Source organism: Streptomyces sp. NPDC103540, assembly GCF_055584445.1.
On record NZ_JBVJMA010000011.1, the window covers coordinates 307,614 to 322,689 of the forward strand.

The following is a 15,076-nucleotide window of genomic DNA, read 5'->3' on the forward strand; positions in this document are numbered from 1 at the left end:
AAAACCATCGGACTGTCCACAGCGCCCGCCCGAGCCTACCCGTACGTGTGACCGGTAGACACCCCCCGAACGCCCCCTCACTGACCCCTGACGGTCACCTTCTCGTCCTTCTGGATCTGCTTGACCAGCTCCTGGACCTTCGCCTTGTCCCACACGAGGTTTCCGCCGCGCTGGCCGGAAATCGGCATGTTCATCGACACCCCGTCACCGCTGTTGACGCCCTTCATCGCGAAGAACATCTGCCCCAGGTCCCACAGCCCCATGTCCCCGTCCACGATCAGCGTGTCCAGGCCGGCGCCCAGCAACGGGTACAGGGAGAAGGGGTTGAGGACGGTGCCCGGCGTCGCGGCCTGGCTCGCCAGGGCCGCGAGGAACTTCTGCTGGTTCTTCGTCCGCTGGAGGTCCGATTCCGCGAAGGCGTAGCGGGTGCGGACGAAGGCCAGCGACTGCTCGCCGTTGAGGGTCTGCCGGCCCGCCTTGAAGTCCGCGCCCGACTTCTCGTCCTTGAAGCCCTGCTCGATGTCCAGCTCCACGCCGCCCAGCGCGTCCACGATGTTCGCGAAGCCGGCGAAACCGATCTCGGCGTAGTGGTCGATGCGCAGGCCGGTGTTGTACTCGACCGTGCGCACCAGCAGCTCCGGACCGTCCTCCGCGTACGCGGCGTTCAGCTTGACCCGGCGCCCCTGGGCGGGGAACTTCTTGCCGGACTTGGAGCCGACGAAGGAGGGGATCTCCACGTCCGAGTCGCGGGGCAGCGAGATCATGGTGTTCCCGCTGGAGCACTTGGCGAGGATCATCATCGAGTCGGTGCGCTTGCCCTCGGCGGAGCCCGTGTGGAGCTTCTTCTTCTCCTCGTCGGACATGCCCTCGCGGCTGTCGGAGCCCACGATCAGGTAGGTCGTGCAGTCGCCTTCCTTGGGGCGCTCGATCACCTTGGACAGGTCGACCTCGCGGCGCACCTTGGAGTCGGCCCAGAAGTAGGTGCCGACCGTGGTGACGAACAACACGGAGACCAGCACGATCGAACCGACCTTGATCCGCTTGCGCCAGTCCGGGGGAGGCCCGGCCGGTCCGCCCGGTCGGCCCGATCCGCCGGGACCGCCCGGTCGTCCCCCGCGGCCCGGTCCGCCGGGGCCCGAGGGGGTCCCGTAGACCTGGCCGGTGTTGTAGCCGCTGTCGTACGAGGACCCGTGCGCGTCCGGCCCCTGCGTCTGCTGCGGGGGCACCCCGTACCCGGGACGGCCGCCCGGCGGCGGCGCCTGCTGCGGGACCGGGGGACCGGCCGGCCGGCGCGGAGCCTGCTGCGGGGGCCGGGGCGGGCGCGGGGGCTGCGCCTGCGGCTGCCGCTGGACGTGCCGCATCCGCTGCGGCCCCTCCGGCTGCGCCTGTCCGCCGCCGCGTCCGTACCCGTCATCGCGGCGGCCGCGCGCGTCGCGCTCGCCGTTCCACCCGTCCCAGTCACTCATGCGCACAAGGATGCCTGGCGGGGAGTGTCGCAGGACACCCCGGGCCGGGGTTCGTACCGGGGCTGTTGCAGAGCTGATGCCCGCGGGACGCACTTAAGGTGGCGGTATGACAGAAACACCGGCCGCACCGCCCGGGAAGCCGATCTCGGCGTCCCGGACCACCCTCAGCCACATCATGACCGCGAACGACACCAACCTCCTCGGCACGGTGCACGGCGGTGTGATCATGAAGCTGGTGGACGACGCCGCCGGTGCCGTCGCCGGACGCCACTCGGGCGGGCCGGCCGTGACCGCCTCCATGGACGAGATGGCCTTCCTGGCCCCGGTCCGCGTCGGCGACCTCGTCCACGTCCGGGCGCAGTGCAACTGGACCGGCCGTTCCTCGATGGAGATCGGCGTACGGGTCCTCGCGGAGCGGTGGAACGAGTCCACGCCCGCCACCCAGGTCGGCAGCGCCTACCTCGTCTTCACCGCCGTGGACTCCGAGGGCAAGCCCCGCCAGGTCCCGCCGGTGATCCCCGAGACCGAGCAGGACGAGCGGCGCTACCAGGAGGCCCAGATCCGGCGCACCCACCGCCTCGCCCGCCGCCAGGCCATCACCGAACTGCGCGAGCGCCGCGCCGCCGAGGGCCTCGACGACTGACCGCCCCGGGGCCCGGCGGCACCGCCCCGGTTCCGGCACCACCGCTCCCGGGCCCCGGTCGCACCGCGTCGCCACCCGCTTCCGTGCCCGGGGCCGCACCGCTTCGCCACCCGCGTCCGTACCGCGGTCATACCGCCGTCTTATCGGGTCCCCGTACACTGGTCCGCCGACGTCCGGCTCCGCGCGAGCACCGGCACGCCCACCACCGGCCACGACCGGTCCGCCCATCGGGTCGGCCGCGGAGATCCCTGATGCCCACTGCCACGCAGACCCCGCCCGCCGCCCTGTCCGCCCGCGGGCGGACGCGCCGCCGGGTGCCCGGTCCCGACTGGCTGTGGGCGGCGCTGCTGACCCTGGCGGTCACCACCTTCCGCGCCGGCACCCCGCAGTTGTGGCGCGACGAGCTCGCCAGCTGGAACGCCGCCTCGCGCACCACCGGCGAACTGGTGGGCATGCTCGGCAACGTCGACGCCGTCTCCGGCCTCTACTACCTCCTGCTGCACGGCTGGGTCTCGGTCGTCGGGGACTCCGCCGCGATGCTGCGGCTGCCGTCCGCGCTGGCCATGGCGGGCTCCGCCGCCTTCGTGGTGCTCATCGCCCGCACCCTCTTCGACCGCCGCACCGCGGTCTTCGCCGGGCTGCTGTTCGCCCTGCTGCCCGCGGTGACCCGCTACGGCACCGAGGCCCGCTCGTACGCCTTCGTCGTGCTCGCGGTGGCCGCCGCGACGTGGCTGCTGCTGCGGGCGCTGGAGCGGCCCGGCCCCGGGCGCTGGGCCGCGTACGGGGCGCTGGTGACCGTCGCCGGGCTGCTGCACATGGTCTCCCTGCTGTTCCTGCTGCCGCACGCGCTGATCGTGCTGCTGCGTCGGCGGGCGGGGCGCGGCGGGCGGACCGTGGTGGGCTTCGCGCTCGCCGCCGGCCTCGGCCTGGTGCCGGTGGTCCCGCTGGTGTTGCTGGGGCGCAGTCAGGTCGGCCGCCAGATCAGCTGGATCCGTACCCCGCACCTGCGCGACATCGCCGGCCTGTGGGACAACCTGTTCGGTTCCCCGCTGGTCGCGCTGGCCGTGGCCGCGACGGCGCTGCTGCCGCTGGCCTGGAGCCGCGGGCGGCGGCCGGCCGTCGAACTGTTGCTCCTGGGCGCCCTGCCGATCCTGGCCGTCTACGTGGTCTCGCAGGGCAGCACCTCGTACTTCATCGACCGCTACGTGCTCTTCACCCTGCCCGCCTGGACCGTCCTGGCCGCCGCCGGCCTGGCCGCGCTGAGGCCGCGCGCGGTCGGGGCCGCGGGCCTGGCCGCCCTGATCCTGCTCGGGCTGCCCGACCAGCGCCAACTGCGCACCGAGCGGGCCAAGGAGTCCGCGGACGGTCGGGCCGCGGCGGCGGTCATCGCCAAGGGCTACCGCGCCGGCGACGGCTTCGTCCCGCTGCGCGGCGACGCGGAGCGGGTGTACATGACCGACTTCCAGATCGAGTACCACCTGCCGGAGCGGGTCGCGCTCCGCGACGTCTTCGTCGAGAAGTCGGCCGTCGCGAGCGACGACCTCTTCCCGGTGGAGTGCGGGCGGCCCGAGCGGTGCCTCGGCGACACCCGCAGGATCTGGCTGGTCGTCCGCAACGCCCCCGGTACGGACGCCTTCGGCAAGCTCCCGGCGGAGCAGGCGCGGGCGCTCCGGGACCACTACCGGGTGGCCTCGACCACCCCCGTGCGCGGCCTGCGCGTCAGCCTGCTGGAACGGGTCCGCTGATCCGGCGCCGGCCGCCCCGCGGGACGGCCGGTCCGGGAGGGTGACGGCCCGGCCTCAGGAGGACGGCGGCTCGGCGCACACCACCTGGTCGCCGGTGACCACGCCGACGGCGCCCTGGTAGGGGTCCTCCGCCCGCACCGCCACCACCTTGCGGTAGTCGGCGCCCGCGATGACCAGGACCGTCCGGCCCTGCTTGGGGACCGCGCGCAGCTCCGCCCCGGGCAGCGCCGCCGACACCGTACGGGCCGAGCGGTCCCAGCGGGGGTCGTACGCGATCACCGTGCGCCGCACCTCGCGGCTGGCGCCGTTGCCGGGGGCCCGGGTGGTGTCGAAGCCGGTCGCGCGCAGCGCGGCGTCCACCCGCCCGCCGAGGCCGTCGATGCGGGTGCCGTTCTCCACCTGGACGCGGACCTGCTGCGGCGGGACGTCGACGGGGACGGCGGCGGGCCGGCTCGCCGGTCGGCCGGGCCGGGCCGGGGCGAGCGGACGGTCCTGGCGCAGGGCCTCGAAGAGCTTGGCGGCCTTCGCCTCGTCCCACTTGACGGTCGACCCGATGCCCTTGACGGGGTAGGAGGGGTCCCCGACGGGGACCGAGGCGAACTCCGAGGAGGAGGGGGTGAAGTCCCGCATGGCCTGTCCCAGGGCGAGCATCTGCTCCGAGCCGAAGTCCTTGTCGGCGCGCACCGACCCCAGGAGGGTGGAGCTGACCTGCTTGAACTTGACCGGGTTGAGCAGGACGCCGCCGCCGGTGGCCTGTTTGATCAGGGCGGCGACGAACCGCTGCTGACGCTGCATCCGGCCCAGGTCGGAGGCGCCGTCGATGTACCGGGAGCGCACGTACTGGAGGGCCTGGCCGCCGGTCAGGCGGTGGGTGCCGGGCAGCAGGTCGAGTCCGGTGTGGCTGTCGCGCATGGTCTTGGCGGTGCAGATGTCGACGCCGCCCATGGCGTCGACGGTCTTCATGAAGCTGGTGAAGTCGACCTCCAGGTAGTGGTCGATCTTCACGCGGGTCATGTTCTCGACGGTGCGCACGGTGAGGTTCGGCCCGCCCTCGGCGTAGGCGGCGTTCAGCTTCACGGGATGGGCCTTGTGGGCCTTGCCGGTGACGAGGTCCCGGTGGGCGGGGACCTCGGCGTAGCTGTCGCGGGGCAGGCTGATGACGCTGGCCCGTTCCTTGTCGGCGGACAGGTGCACCAGCATGATCGTGTCGGTGCAGTGGCAGGGCGCGCCGCCGAGCCGGTACTCGCGTTTCTCCTCCGGGGTGATCTTGTCGCGGCCGTCGGTGCCGACGAGCAGGAAGTTCTGGCCGTTGCCGGCCCGGGGGCGGTTCTTCATGTCCTTGAAGGGGTCGACCCGTTGGATGCCGGTGTCCAGGCCGGTCATCACGGCATGTCCGACCGCCCCGGAGCCCAGCACGATCAACGACAGTCCGGCGGCGATCCGCACCCCCCACCGCGGCCGGTCGCGCCGGCGCCGGGCCTGGCCGCCGGCGCCGCGCGCACGCGGCGGGCGGGGCGGACCGGCGGTTCGGACGGGACGGTGCGGCTGGGGCACGGGGGACACCTCCGCGGGGGACAGCACGGGTACCGGTCAGGGAATGCGGCAGATTCTTCAGATTCGTCTGAACAGTAGGCCCATACGATCAACCTCTGTCCGTACCGCTCGTGCGCCGCGCACCCGTTTCCCCCGTACGCGGTAACGTCCCACCGATACCCGACCGTGCCGGACGGCATGCCCGCCCGGCACCGCGGTCTCGGTGACCGTGCCGGTGCGGTGGTCGACGAGGAGCGCCGTCCGCGTGACCGCGCGGGGCGCTCCCCCTCACCTCGTCGCCGCCACCGCTACCAGCGGTAGGGCTTGTAGACCTCCATGCACGCCCCGCTGTCCGAGCCGTTGAGGGCGTCCGCCGTGTCCGGCACCGCGCCGGCCTGCGGCGGCTCCGGGTGCGGGTAGGCGGTCCCGTCGAGCCAGTCGGCGCCGACCACCAGCGTGACGCCCTGGATGCCGGCCGCGGGCTGCACGGCGGAGGCCGGGATGCCGAGCGCCGCCGCGACGCTCTGCGCCTCGTCGGCCAGGTCGGCCGTCGGGTAGCGCACCACGGTGCTCTTCTCCGGGGTCAGCGCGCTGTCCGCCCGGGCGGCGGTGAACCCCTTGGCGACCAGGGCCTCGGCGATGGTGTTCGCCCGCCGCGGCACCAGCGGCATACCGGACGCGGTGCCGTTGACCACGCTCACCGGGATCCTGTCGGGGGTGGTGACGGGTGCCTTGGACGGCTGCTGCTCCGGCTGCGCCGGCGGCGAGGGCTGCGTCGGCGCGGAGGACGCGGCGCCCGGCTGCGCGGAGGCGGAGCCGCTCGGCTGCGGGCTCGCGCCGCCGCCCGGCTGGGCCGGCGCGGAGCTCTCCGGGGCCTGCGGGGCGCCGTTCTTGTCGAAGGGCACGTCCTTGCGGACCATCGTCCACAGCTTGTCGGCGTCCGCCGCGTTCGGTATCAGCCGGTTGCTGTCCCGCGGGTCGGGGAAGGTCGGCATCGTCGTCATCGTGATGCGGTTGGTGGGCACGTCCTTCAGCTGCATCGCCAGGTTGAACAGCTTCTTGACGGACCCGATCTCCTCGGAGACCTCCAGCGCCTTGGTGCCCGCCTCGGCCAGGGCCGTGATCCGGCCGACGTCGGTGAAGGCGTTCTGGCCCTTGAGCTCGCGCATCATCGAGTTCATGTACATGTGCTGGGCCTGCGCCCGGCCCAGGTCGCTGCTGAAGGCGTGCCGCGTGCGCAGCCACTGGAGCGCCTGCTCACCCTTGATCTTGGTGGTGCCCGCGGTGAGCTTGAGGCCGGAGCCGCCGCCGGAGGTGGCCAGCGGCCGGTCCCACACGTTGTCCTTGACGCAGACGGGGACGCCGCCGATCGCGTCGGCCATCTGCACCACACCGGTGAAGTCGATCATCATCCAGTGGTCGATGTAGACGTTGGCCAGCTTCTCCCAGGTGGCGAGGGTGCAGCCGGGGCCGCCGCGCCCCAGGGACTCGTTGATCATCGCGGTGGACTTCTTGTACTTCTGACCCGTCTTCGGGTCCGTGCACTCGGGTATCTCCACCCGGGTGTCGCGCGGGATGCTCACCACGGAGGCGTTCTCCCGGTCGGCCGACACGTGCAGCAGCATCTGCACGTCCGCGAGCGGCGGGGCCCCGACGCTGTCGTGGCTGCCGCCCAGCTCCAGGTTCTCCGGCTTGTTGCGGCTGTCGGAGCCGAGCAACAGGATGTTCAGCGGGCGCTGGCCCTTGGCGTTGGCGTGGGACTTCTCCACGCCGCTGTCCCCGCTGAGGCGCTGACCGCTGCGGATGTTGCCGTCGAGGTGGCGGTAGTAGAGGTAGCCGGCCGCCGAGGTCCCCAGGATCAGGAACGCGGTCACGGACGACACCCAGAACAGCACCCGCCGACGTCTGCGCCGGACGGGTATCGCCCCGCCGGCGGCCGGACGGGGCCCGTCCGATCCCTTCCGGGGCCGGGGCACCGTGCCGGACGCGTCCTCGGCGCCCTTCTCGCCGTCGTCGGATATGCCGCCGCCGGCCTGGTCGGGCGTACCCTCCCCACGCACGCCGCTGTGCTTCACGCGTACCCCCCTCAAGATCTCTACTGGTCGGTATTGTGCCGGGCCCTCCGGCTACCGCCCGTCACCGGCGGTCGATCGACGCACCGCGCCCTCACCGTCGTCCGGTCACCTGGCGCAGATCGCCTTGTCCGCCTCGACCCGCTGCAGCCCCTCGGGCGCCTGCTGCGGCTGCTCCGGAGCGCCGAGCGCGGCTCCGGGCTCCTTGAAGTCGGAGCCCAGGGTCAGCTTCATCGGGGTCCTCGGCCCCGCGTCCACCGTCCCCACCTTCAACGCCGCCGCGGACAGACCCATCATGTCCGCCAGGGCCCGGGCCTGGTCGGCCTGGTTGGGAGCGTATTCCAGTTGGGTGGCGGCCAGGCGCGCGGAGGCGTTGCCGTGGTTCGTCGCCTTCAGGACGCCCTTGGAGTTCTGCAACCAGGTCAGGGTCGTGGACGCCGCTCCGGGCGGCCCTCCGCCGTTGTACACATCCACTCGGACGTCGGCGGCGGGCGCGCGGTTGCCCTGGAGCAGCGCGTCCTGCCGGCTCTTCGCGTCGGCCTCGGCCGCCTCCTTCGCGGCATGCTCCTTCTTCTCGACCTCGGTGAGCGAGACGTCCTCGCGGATCATCTTCAACAGCGGGTCGGCCTGGGCCGGGTTGAGGACCACGGTCGCCTTGCGGCTGGACGGCTCGTTCGGGTTGTCGAGCACCGGAAGCGTCGTGAAGGTGACGTTCTTCAGGTTGATGTCCTTCAGTTCACCGGCGAGATCGGTGAGTTTGGCGATGGAGCCCAGTCCCTGGTCCACCGTCAGCGACTTCGTGGCCGCCTCCGCCAGCGAGAAGAACTTCTTCGGGCTGGTCAGCGTCTCCTTGGACTTCATCTCGCGCATCATCGAACCCAGGAACTGCTGCTGCGTCTTGATGCGGTCCAGGTCGCTCTCGTTGCCGAAGGCGTGCCGGGTGCGGACGAAGGCCAGGGCCTGTTCCCCCTGGAGCCGGTGTTCGCCCGCCTTCAGGTTCAGCTTGGAGTCCCGGTCGTTGACGTCCTTCTCCACGCAGACGGGCACCCCGCCGACGGCCGTGCTCAGGTTCTTCACCGCGTTGAAGTCGACCATCATGAAGTTGTCGACCTCGACGCCCGTGAGCGCCTTGACCGTACGCATCGTGCAGCCCGGGTCACGACCCTCCTGGCCCAGGCTGTTGTTGAAGCGGGTCGCCTTGGTGCCGGGGATCTGCTTCACCGAGCCGCCCGACTGCTTCGTGGGGCAGTCCGGGATGTCGGTGATCAGGTCGCGGGGGATGGACAACGCGGTGGCGTTGCTGCGGTCCTTGGCGACGTGGAAGAGGATCGTGGTGTCGGCGTGGCCGACGCTCTCGGCGTCCCCGTAGCCCTCGTTGCCCTCGCCGCTGCGCTTGTCGGTGCCGATGACCAGGATGTTGATCGGCTGGTCCTTCTTGAAGCTGCCCGACTGGCCGGTGTCGATGACCTTGAGGTTCCCGTTCAGGTGCTCGTAGTAGAGGTACGAGCCCAACGCGCCGCCCACCAACAGGAAGGCGAGGGTTCCGCCCGTGACCATCAACGCCCTGCGGCGCCGCTCCGGACCGCCGCCGGTCGCCTTGCGCGAGCGGCCGCCCCGACGGCCGCCGGGTGGCGGGCCGTCGCCGCGGCGCGGCTTGGGTACGCCCGGCGACGCGGGCTTGGGCGCCGGGGGCGCGGCGGGGGACCTGCGGGTTCTGCGGGGGGCGGCGACGGAACGCTGCTGCGCAGCGGAATGGCCCAGTCGCAGTTCGTAGTTGCCAGTGCGGGGATTGAGAACCCACTGGTCAGCGGGGTCGATCTCGTCCGCCCGCCCACGGCTTTGCGCATCCACGGTTGCTCGAATCCTCCGTCGGTGCCTCACGACGCGCCTCCCCCCAGGCGCGCGGTCAACGATCCGGCTGCTGGTGCACGGTCTCTTCGCTTCCGGTGCACCGGATCGCTCACCTTATCCGCCCAGGTCAGCTGCAAACCATGCCGGTGACAAAATCCACTCCCCTCATAACGCCCCAAACCCCCCAAGCGGATCGGTTGGACCTCCGGCTTTTGGATTGCTTTACCGGCAATCGGCCGTACCGGCCGTCGTTCCGGTGAACGTGGGGGCCGGAACGGGTGCGTCCGAGGTTCCGCTTTCCGGCCGCGTCAGCCACGAGACGGCCCCCGGACCGTCCTGCGGACCGGCCCCCTCGCGGGCCCCCGTCGTGGGCGTCGGGGAGGGCGGGGTGATCGTCAACGGCCGGTCCGCCCGCAGCTGCCGGAACAGCCGGGTCGCGTCCGGTTCCAGCAGCTCGTCCCGGTTCGGGTCGGGGGCGTACGGGCGGCGGGGCACCGTAAGGAACTTGACTTGCTCGGTCGGTATGTCCCGGACGCCCCGTACGAGTTCGTACAGGCCGCGCAGCGACGCCAGCCCGGCGTCCGTGGTCACCGAGGAGGTGGCCGCGTCCAGCAGCGGGTACAGCCGCGTCGGGTTCAGCAGGACGCCGTTGCCCTGCACCTTCTTCACCAGCGAGCCGAGGAACTCCTGCTGGCGCTGCATCCGTTCGGTGTCGCTGCCGTTGCCCAGGCTGTGACGGGCCCGGACGAAACCGAGCGCCTGTTCGCCCCGCAGGGTCTGCCGACCGGCCGGCAGCCGCAGCTTCGCCGCCGTGTCGTCGATCGGCTCCCGCAGGCAGACCTCCACGCCGCCGACCGCGTCGACCATCCTCTTGAACCCGCCGAAGTCCACGACCATGTGGTGATCGATCCGGATCCCGGTCAGCCGTTCCACCGTACGGATCGTGCAGGCCGCCCCGCCCCACTCGAAGGCCCAGTTGAACTGCGCGAACCGCTCGGGGGTGCGCGAGCCGTCCGCGCCGCCGCAGGACGGGATCCGCGTCATCAGGTCCCGGGGGATCGACACGGCCGTGGCACTGCGCCGGTCCGCGGGCAGGTGCAGCAGGATCGTGGTGTCCGAGCGCTGGGTGCCCCGGTCCTGCCCGTAGCCCGAGTTGGCCCGGCCCGAACGGGAGTCGGTACCGATCAGCAGGATGTTCTGCGAGCCGACCGCGACGCTCGCCGGGCGCTCGCGCTCGTAGCGGCGCAGCTCGGCCTCGGCGGAGGTGTCGACGTGGATGTTCCCGTCGAGTTTCGCGTACAGCCACCAGCCCGCCGCGGTTCCGAGGAGGACCAGGAGGACGATTCCGATTCCGAGCCGGCGCAGCAGCCGGCGCCGTCGCGGCTGCGGGGGCTTCGGTGCTCCCCCGACCGCCCCGGTGCCCGGTATGCCCGCGCTGTCCATCACTAGCGCTCCGTCCCCACGCCGAAACCGGATGTCAGCCGTACGGGTGAGTACGGCCGTGAGCCGATCCTGCCCCCGGGTGACGGAGACGGCCCGGGGGCAGGGCCTCGTAAAGGGCCATGTGGGTGACAAATCGTGCGATGTTCGCCGGACCGCCCGGGTGGGGGCCTCGGCGCGGGCCGTTGGCGCGGGCCGCGGGTGCGGGCCGCCGGCGGGCCGGGTGGTCCGGGTGCCTCAGGCGGCGGTGTGGGCGACCCGCTCGCTCTCGACCCGTTGCGCCAGCGCCTGTGGAGCCAGCCGGTCCAGGTTGCGGCACAGCACCACGGAGCCGCCCGTGGCCAGGGCCCCGTAGAGACCGGCCGACAGCCCCTCCCAGCCGTCGTAGCCCAGTCCCGACAGCACGCGGGCCCCGGCGGTGCCGGCCTTGGCGGCGTCCTCGGCGGCGCGCGCCACGACCTCCGCCTGCGAGAGCTCCTCGCCCCCGACGACGAGGCCCGGGCCCGCGGCGTCCACCGGGGCGAAGGGCGCGAAGCGGTCGCCCTGCCCCGGCACCTCCACCGCGTAGTCGGCGAAACCGGCGGGCGGCTGCGGGAAGCGGCCGCCCAGGGGGCGCAGCGCGAGCGCGACCCGCTCGCCGGAGCAGGCGCGGGCCTCCTCCAGGGTGTCGGGCCCGCTCACCACCAGGTCGGCGCCGGCGGGATCCGCGCCCACCTCGGCGACCACCCCGACGGAGGAGCAGGCGAGCAACCACACGGCGCTCTGCCAGTGCGCGGGGAGCAGGAGCGCGAGCCGGTCGCCCGGCTCCGCGCCCAGGTCGCCCTGGAGCAGGTTGGCGGTCTTGGCCACCCAATTGGCGAAGGTGGCGACGGACAATTCGACGCGCTCGCCCGTGGCGTCGTCGTAGAAGGTGACGAGGGGGCGGCCCGGATCGGCGGCGAGCGCGGATCGCAGCAGGTCGGCAGGGGTGCGGTCAGTGGCGTTCACCGGGCCCAGCGTACGCGGGCCCGTCCCTCGTACGGACGGCACCGGATCGTCCGTCCAGGGGAAGCGGTGCGCGCGGATCGTCGGACGGATCGTCAGTTCTCCGATGGCGCTTCGTGGTGGGTGTGTTCAGCATCGCTTCCATGCGTGGATTCCTTGCTTCCTCGATCGGCGTCGCGACGGCGGCCGCACTGGCCCTGCCACTCGCGCTCCCCTCCTCCGCCCAGGCCGACGCGCCTTCGTCCCGGACAGCCCCCGCAGCGGTCGCCCCCGTGACCCCCGGAGGGTCCACCCAATCCCTGCCCCTGGTCCCGCTGGGACCGTCCACCGGACGGATCCCCGGTGTCCCCGGCATGAGCACCCCGCCCGACCTGCCCGAGACCCGCGGGTTGACCGCGCACGAGGTCACGACGTTCTCGCTGGTCGGCGTCGTGTGGGACGACGCGGCCACGCGGCTCGTGGGCCGGGTCCAGGTCCGCACCCGCCACGCGGGGACCTCCGACTGGAGCGACTGGCAGGACGTCGAGACCCACAACGGCGAACACGCCGCCGACCCCGACGCCGTCGAACGCGGCTCGGGCCGCGTCCGAGGCAGCACCGCCCCGCTGTGGGTGGGCCCCTCCGACGGCATCGAGGTACGGGTCCAGGCGGAGAGCGGCGGCGCGAGCACCCGCGCCGCGTCGACGCTGCCGTCCGGGATGCGGATCGAGCTCGTCGACCCGGGCGCGGAGCGGCCCGTGGGGGTGCTGGACGCGGCGGCGCCCGCCGCCCGCCCCGCGCCCGCCGGGCAGGCCGTGCCCGACGCGAAGAACGCGGGACGGGCCTCCCGCCCCGGCGACGACAAGGGCGACGCGGCGGCCACGCTGCCCGCCATGACGATGCCGGGCGCGGAGTCCTCCGCCGCCAACGTCCCGCACGCCCGGCTCGGCGCCGTGGAGATCCCCGCCCTCGACAAGGCCGACTCCACCGCCGACGCCGTCCTCGCGAGCGACGGCGCCCTCGAAGCGGCCGCGGCCCCCTTCATCGGCCCGCGCCCGCGCATCGTCACCCGGCGGGGCTGGGGCGCCGACGAGAACCTGCGCGAGGAGGGCTTCGTCTACACGAGCACCGTCAAGGCGGCCTTCGTCCACCACACCGCCTCCGGCAACAACTACGCCTGCAAGGACGCCCCGGCGGTGCTGCGCAGCCTCTACCGCTACCACGTGGTCAGCGAGGGCTGGCGCGACATCGGCTACAACTTCGCCGTCGACCGCTGCGGCACCGTCTACGAGGGACGCGCGGGCGGCGTCGCCAAGGCGGTCCTCGGCGCCCACACCATGGGCTTCAACACGGACAGCATGGGCGTCGCCGTGATCGGCTCCTACGCCTCCACGGCGCCCCCGAAGGCGGCCGTCGACGCGGTGGCCTCGCTCACCGCGTGGAAGCTCGGCCTCTTCGGACGGGACCCGCGGGCCAAGACGACCCTGAAGTCGGGCGGCGGCAACAAGTACGCCAAGGGCAGCAGCGTGAAGATGAACGTCATCGCGGGCCACCGCGACGGCTTCGCCACCGAGTGCCCCGGTCGCCGCCTCTACGACCAGCTGCCCCCGACCCGCACCTCCTCGGCCAGGCTCCAGGGCCGCTGACCCGCCCGCCCGCCCCGCCCCGCCCCCGCCCCGGGCGGGACCGCGGGGCGCCGGCACGCCCCACGGCCGCGGGACGGTACGGCCCCGGCCGCGTCGCCCCGCGGCCACGACCCCGGTATGGGCCGTGCGGCCCGTACCGGGCCGCCCCGCCCCCGTACGGGGCTACGCTCGGAGGATGGCCGGCCGCTTCGACCCCCGCCCCCGCCCCGCCCCCCTCACCCGTACCGCCGTACGGGGCGGACGCAGCGCCGTGCCCGCCGGTTCGGGCCGCCCCGCCGGGGCCGGGGCCACGGCCCGCACCTGGGAACCGCCCGGCCCGCTCGACCTCGGCCTCGTCCTCGGCCCCCTGCGCCGCGGCCCCGCCGACCCCACCTTCCGCACCACCCCCGACGGCTCCGTCTGGCGGGCCACCCGCACCCCCGCCGGCCCCGCCACCCTCCGGGTCGCCGTCGTCGCGTCCGCCGGCCGGGTGGAGGCCGAGGCCTGGGGCGAGGGGGCCGACTGGGTGCTCGACCGGCTCCCCGAACTCCTCGGCGCCGCCGACGACCCCACCGCCTTCGTCCCCCGCCACCGCCTCGTGCACGCCGGCCACCGCCGCCACCCCGGCCTGCGCCTGACCCGCACGGGACTGGTCCTGGAATCGCTGATCCCGACCGTGTTGGAGCAGAAGGTCACCAGCGACGAGGCCTACCGCGCCTGGCGCCGCCTGGTGCACCGGTACGGGGAGCCCGCCCCGGGCCCCCAGGACCTCCGCGTCATGCCCGCCGCCCGCACCTGGGCGCTGATCCCCTCCTGGGACTGGCACACGGCCGGCGTGGACGCGAAACGGTCCGCGACCATCGTCCGCGCCGCCCGCGTCGCCCCCCGCCTGGAGGAGGCCGCGGCGATGGAGCCCGGCGCGGCCGCCGCCCGGCTGGAGGCCGTACCCGGCATCGGTCCGTGGACCTCCGCCGAGACCCTCCAGCGCAGCAACGGCGCCCCCGACGCCGTCACCACCGGAGACCTCCACCTCCCGCGCATCGTCGGCTACGCCCTCACCGGCGCGCGCGACACCGACGACGCCGGGATGCTGGAACTCCTCGCCCCCTACGCGGGCCAACGCCACCGCGCGACCCGCCTGATCCTCCTGACCGGCCCCACCCCGCCCCGCCGCGTCCCGCGCATGCCGCGCGGCGACATCGGAAGGCTCTGACCGGCTCCGACCGGCTCCGACCCGCGAAGGCCTCGGCGCGGGAAGGGTTCGAAGGCCGGCTCCGCGCGGCGGGCGTTGTGCGATGGTGTCCGGGTGAACCTGGAGGACCTCGCCCGACTGCGCCGGGCCCGCGACCGGATGGACCGCGACTACGCCGAGCCCCTCGACGTCACCGCGCTGGCCGGCGAGGCCCTCATGTCGGCGGGCCACTTCTCCCGCAGCTTCCGCGCCGCCTTCGGGGAGAGCCCGTACAGCTACCTGATGACCCGGCGCATCGAGCGCGCCAAGGCGCTGCTGCGGCGGGGCGACCTGTCGGTGACCGACGTCTGCTTCGCGGTGGGCTGTACGTCCCTGGGCTCGTTCAGCTCGCGCTTCACCGAGCTGGTCGGCGAGAGCCCGAGCGCCTACCGGGCCCGCCCGCACGACGAGGGCGCCGACGTCCCCGCCTGCCTCGCCAAGATCCACACGCGCCCGATCAGGAAGGGCGGCCCCGGGCCCGGGGCCCGCGCGTGACGCCCGCTCCGC

11 protein-coding genes are annotated in these 15,076 nt (G+C 73.5%); 5 read left to right on the forward strand and 6 right to left on the reverse strand.

Annotation, left to right across the window (positions count from 1 at the left end):
- Window positions 1-77: 77 nt before the first annotated feature.
- Window positions 78-1,466, reverse strand: coding sequence for an LCP family protein (locus ACZ6ZI_RS26850; RefSeq protein WP_469524818.1), 1,389 nt, complete (start codon window positions 1,464-1,466; stop codon window positions 78-80).
- A gap of 106 nt (window positions 1,467-1,572) precedes the next feature.
- On the opposite strand from ACZ6ZI_RS26850, the gene ACZ6ZI_RS26855 reads away from it, so the two are divergent.
- The gene (locus tag ACZ6ZI_RS26855) at window positions 1,573-2,109 is read left to right on the forward strand and encodes an acyl-CoA thioesterase (RefSeq protein WP_469524819.1); all 537 of its coding nucleotides are present in this window, start codon (window positions 1,573-1,575) and stop codon (window positions 2,107-2,109) included.
- Window positions 2,110-2,360: 251 nt separating this feature from the next.
- On the forward strand, window positions 2,361-3,854 hold the full coding sequence (locus tag ACZ6ZI_RS26860) for a glycosyltransferase family 39 protein (RefSeq protein WP_469524821.1): 1,494 nt from the start codon (window positions 2,361-2,363) through the stop codon (window positions 3,852-3,854).
- A 54-nt stretch (window positions 3,855-3,908) separates the two neighbouring features.
- Here the strand turns inward: ACZ6ZI_RS26860 and ACZ6ZI_RS26865 are convergent, their stop codons facing one another.
- From ACZ6ZI_RS26865 to ACZ6ZI_RS26885, 5 genes are all read right to left on the reverse strand, one after another.
- Window positions 3,909-5,408 carry an LCP family protein gene (locus tag ACZ6ZI_RS26865; RefSeq protein ID WP_469524823.1) on the reverse strand — a complete coding sequence of 500 codons (1,500 nt, stop codon included), beginning with the start codon at window positions 5,406-5,408 and terminating at the stop codon, window positions 3,909-3,911.
- Between the two features lie 287 nt (window positions 5,409-5,695).
- Window positions 5,696-7,462 (reverse strand): LCP family protein, encoded by a 1,767-nt coding sequence (locus ACZ6ZI_RS26870; RefSeq protein ID WP_469524826.1) that lies wholly within the window; start codon window positions 7,460-7,462, stop codon window positions 5,696-5,698.
- A 105-nt stretch (window positions 7,463-7,567) separates the two neighbouring features.
- On the reverse strand, window positions 7,568-9,310 hold the full coding sequence (locus ACZ6ZI_RS26875; RefSeq protein WP_363054994.1) for an LCP family protein: 1,743 nt from the start codon (window positions 9,308-9,310) through the stop codon (window positions 7,568-7,570).
- Between the two features lie 222 nt (window positions 9,311-9,532).
- The gene (locus ACZ6ZI_RS26880) at window positions 9,533-10,753 is read right to left on the reverse strand and encodes an LCP family protein (RefSeq protein ID WP_469524830.1); all 1,221 of its coding nucleotides are present in this window, start codon (window positions 10,751-10,753) and stop codon (window positions 9,533-9,535) included.
- Between the two features lie 234 nt (window positions 10,754-10,987).
- Window positions 10,988-11,737, reverse strand: a complete 750-nt coding sequence (locus ACZ6ZI_RS26885) for a TIGR03089 family protein (RefSeq protein ID WP_469524831.1) — start codon at window positions 11,735-11,737, stop codon at window positions 10,988-10,990.
- A gap of 140 nt (window positions 11,738-11,877) precedes the next feature.
- Here ACZ6ZI_RS26885 and ACZ6ZI_RS26890 point away from each other — a divergent pair, with 140 nt between their 5' ends.
- The 3 genes from ACZ6ZI_RS26890 to ACZ6ZI_RS26900 all read left to right on the forward strand — a co-directional run bounded on the left by ACZ6ZI_RS26890 (window position 11,878) and on the right by ACZ6ZI_RS26900 (window position 15,064).
- Window positions 11,878-13,359, forward strand: a complete 1,482-nt coding sequence (locus tag ACZ6ZI_RS26890; RefSeq protein WP_469524833.1) for a peptidoglycan recognition protein family protein — start codon at window positions 11,878-11,880, stop codon at window positions 13,357-13,359.
- A gap of 175 nt (window positions 13,360-13,534) precedes the next feature.
- On the forward strand, window positions 13,535-14,551 hold the full coding sequence (locus ACZ6ZI_RS26895; RefSeq protein ID WP_469524835.1) for a DNA-3-methyladenine glycosylase family protein: 1,017 nt from the start codon (window positions 13,535-13,537) through the stop codon (window positions 14,549-14,551).
- A gap of 93 nt (window positions 14,552-14,644) precedes the next feature.
- Window positions 14,645-15,064 carry a helix-turn-helix transcriptional regulator gene (locus ACZ6ZI_RS26900; RefSeq protein WP_469524837.1) on the forward strand — a complete coding sequence of 140 codons (420 nt, stop codon included), beginning with the start codon at window positions 14,645-14,647 and terminating at the stop codon, window positions 15,062-15,064.
- The last annotated feature ends 12 nt before the right edge of the window (window positions 15,065-15,076 follow it).

Bases quoted from the DNA above. Each gene is read 5' to 3' on its own strand.
- ACZ6ZI_RS26890 (WP_469524833.1), top strand. From the start codon at position 11,878: ATGCGTGGATTCCTTGCTTCCTCGATCGGCGTCGCGACGGCGGCCGCA.
- ACZ6ZI_RS26860 (WP_469524821.1), top strand. From the start codon at position 2,361: ATGCCCACTGCCACGCAGACCCCGCCCGCCGCCCTGTCCGCCCGCGGG.
- ACZ6ZI_RS26850 (WP_469524818.1), bottom strand. From the start codon at position 1,466: ATGAGTGACTGGGACGGGTGGAACGGCGAGCGCGACGCGCGCGGCCGC.
- ACZ6ZI_RS26895 (WP_469524835.1), top strand. From the start codon at position 13,535: ATGGCCGGCCGCTTCGACCCCCGCCCCCGCCCCGCCCCCCTCACCCGT.
- ACZ6ZI_RS26880 (WP_469524830.1), bottom strand. From the start codon at position 10,753: ATGGACAGCGCGGGCATACCGGGCACCGGGGCGGTCGGGGGAGCACCG.
- ACZ6ZI_RS26855 (WP_469524819.1), top strand. From the start codon at position 1,573: ATGACAGAAACACCGGCCGCACCGCCCGGGAAGCCGATCTCGGCGTCC.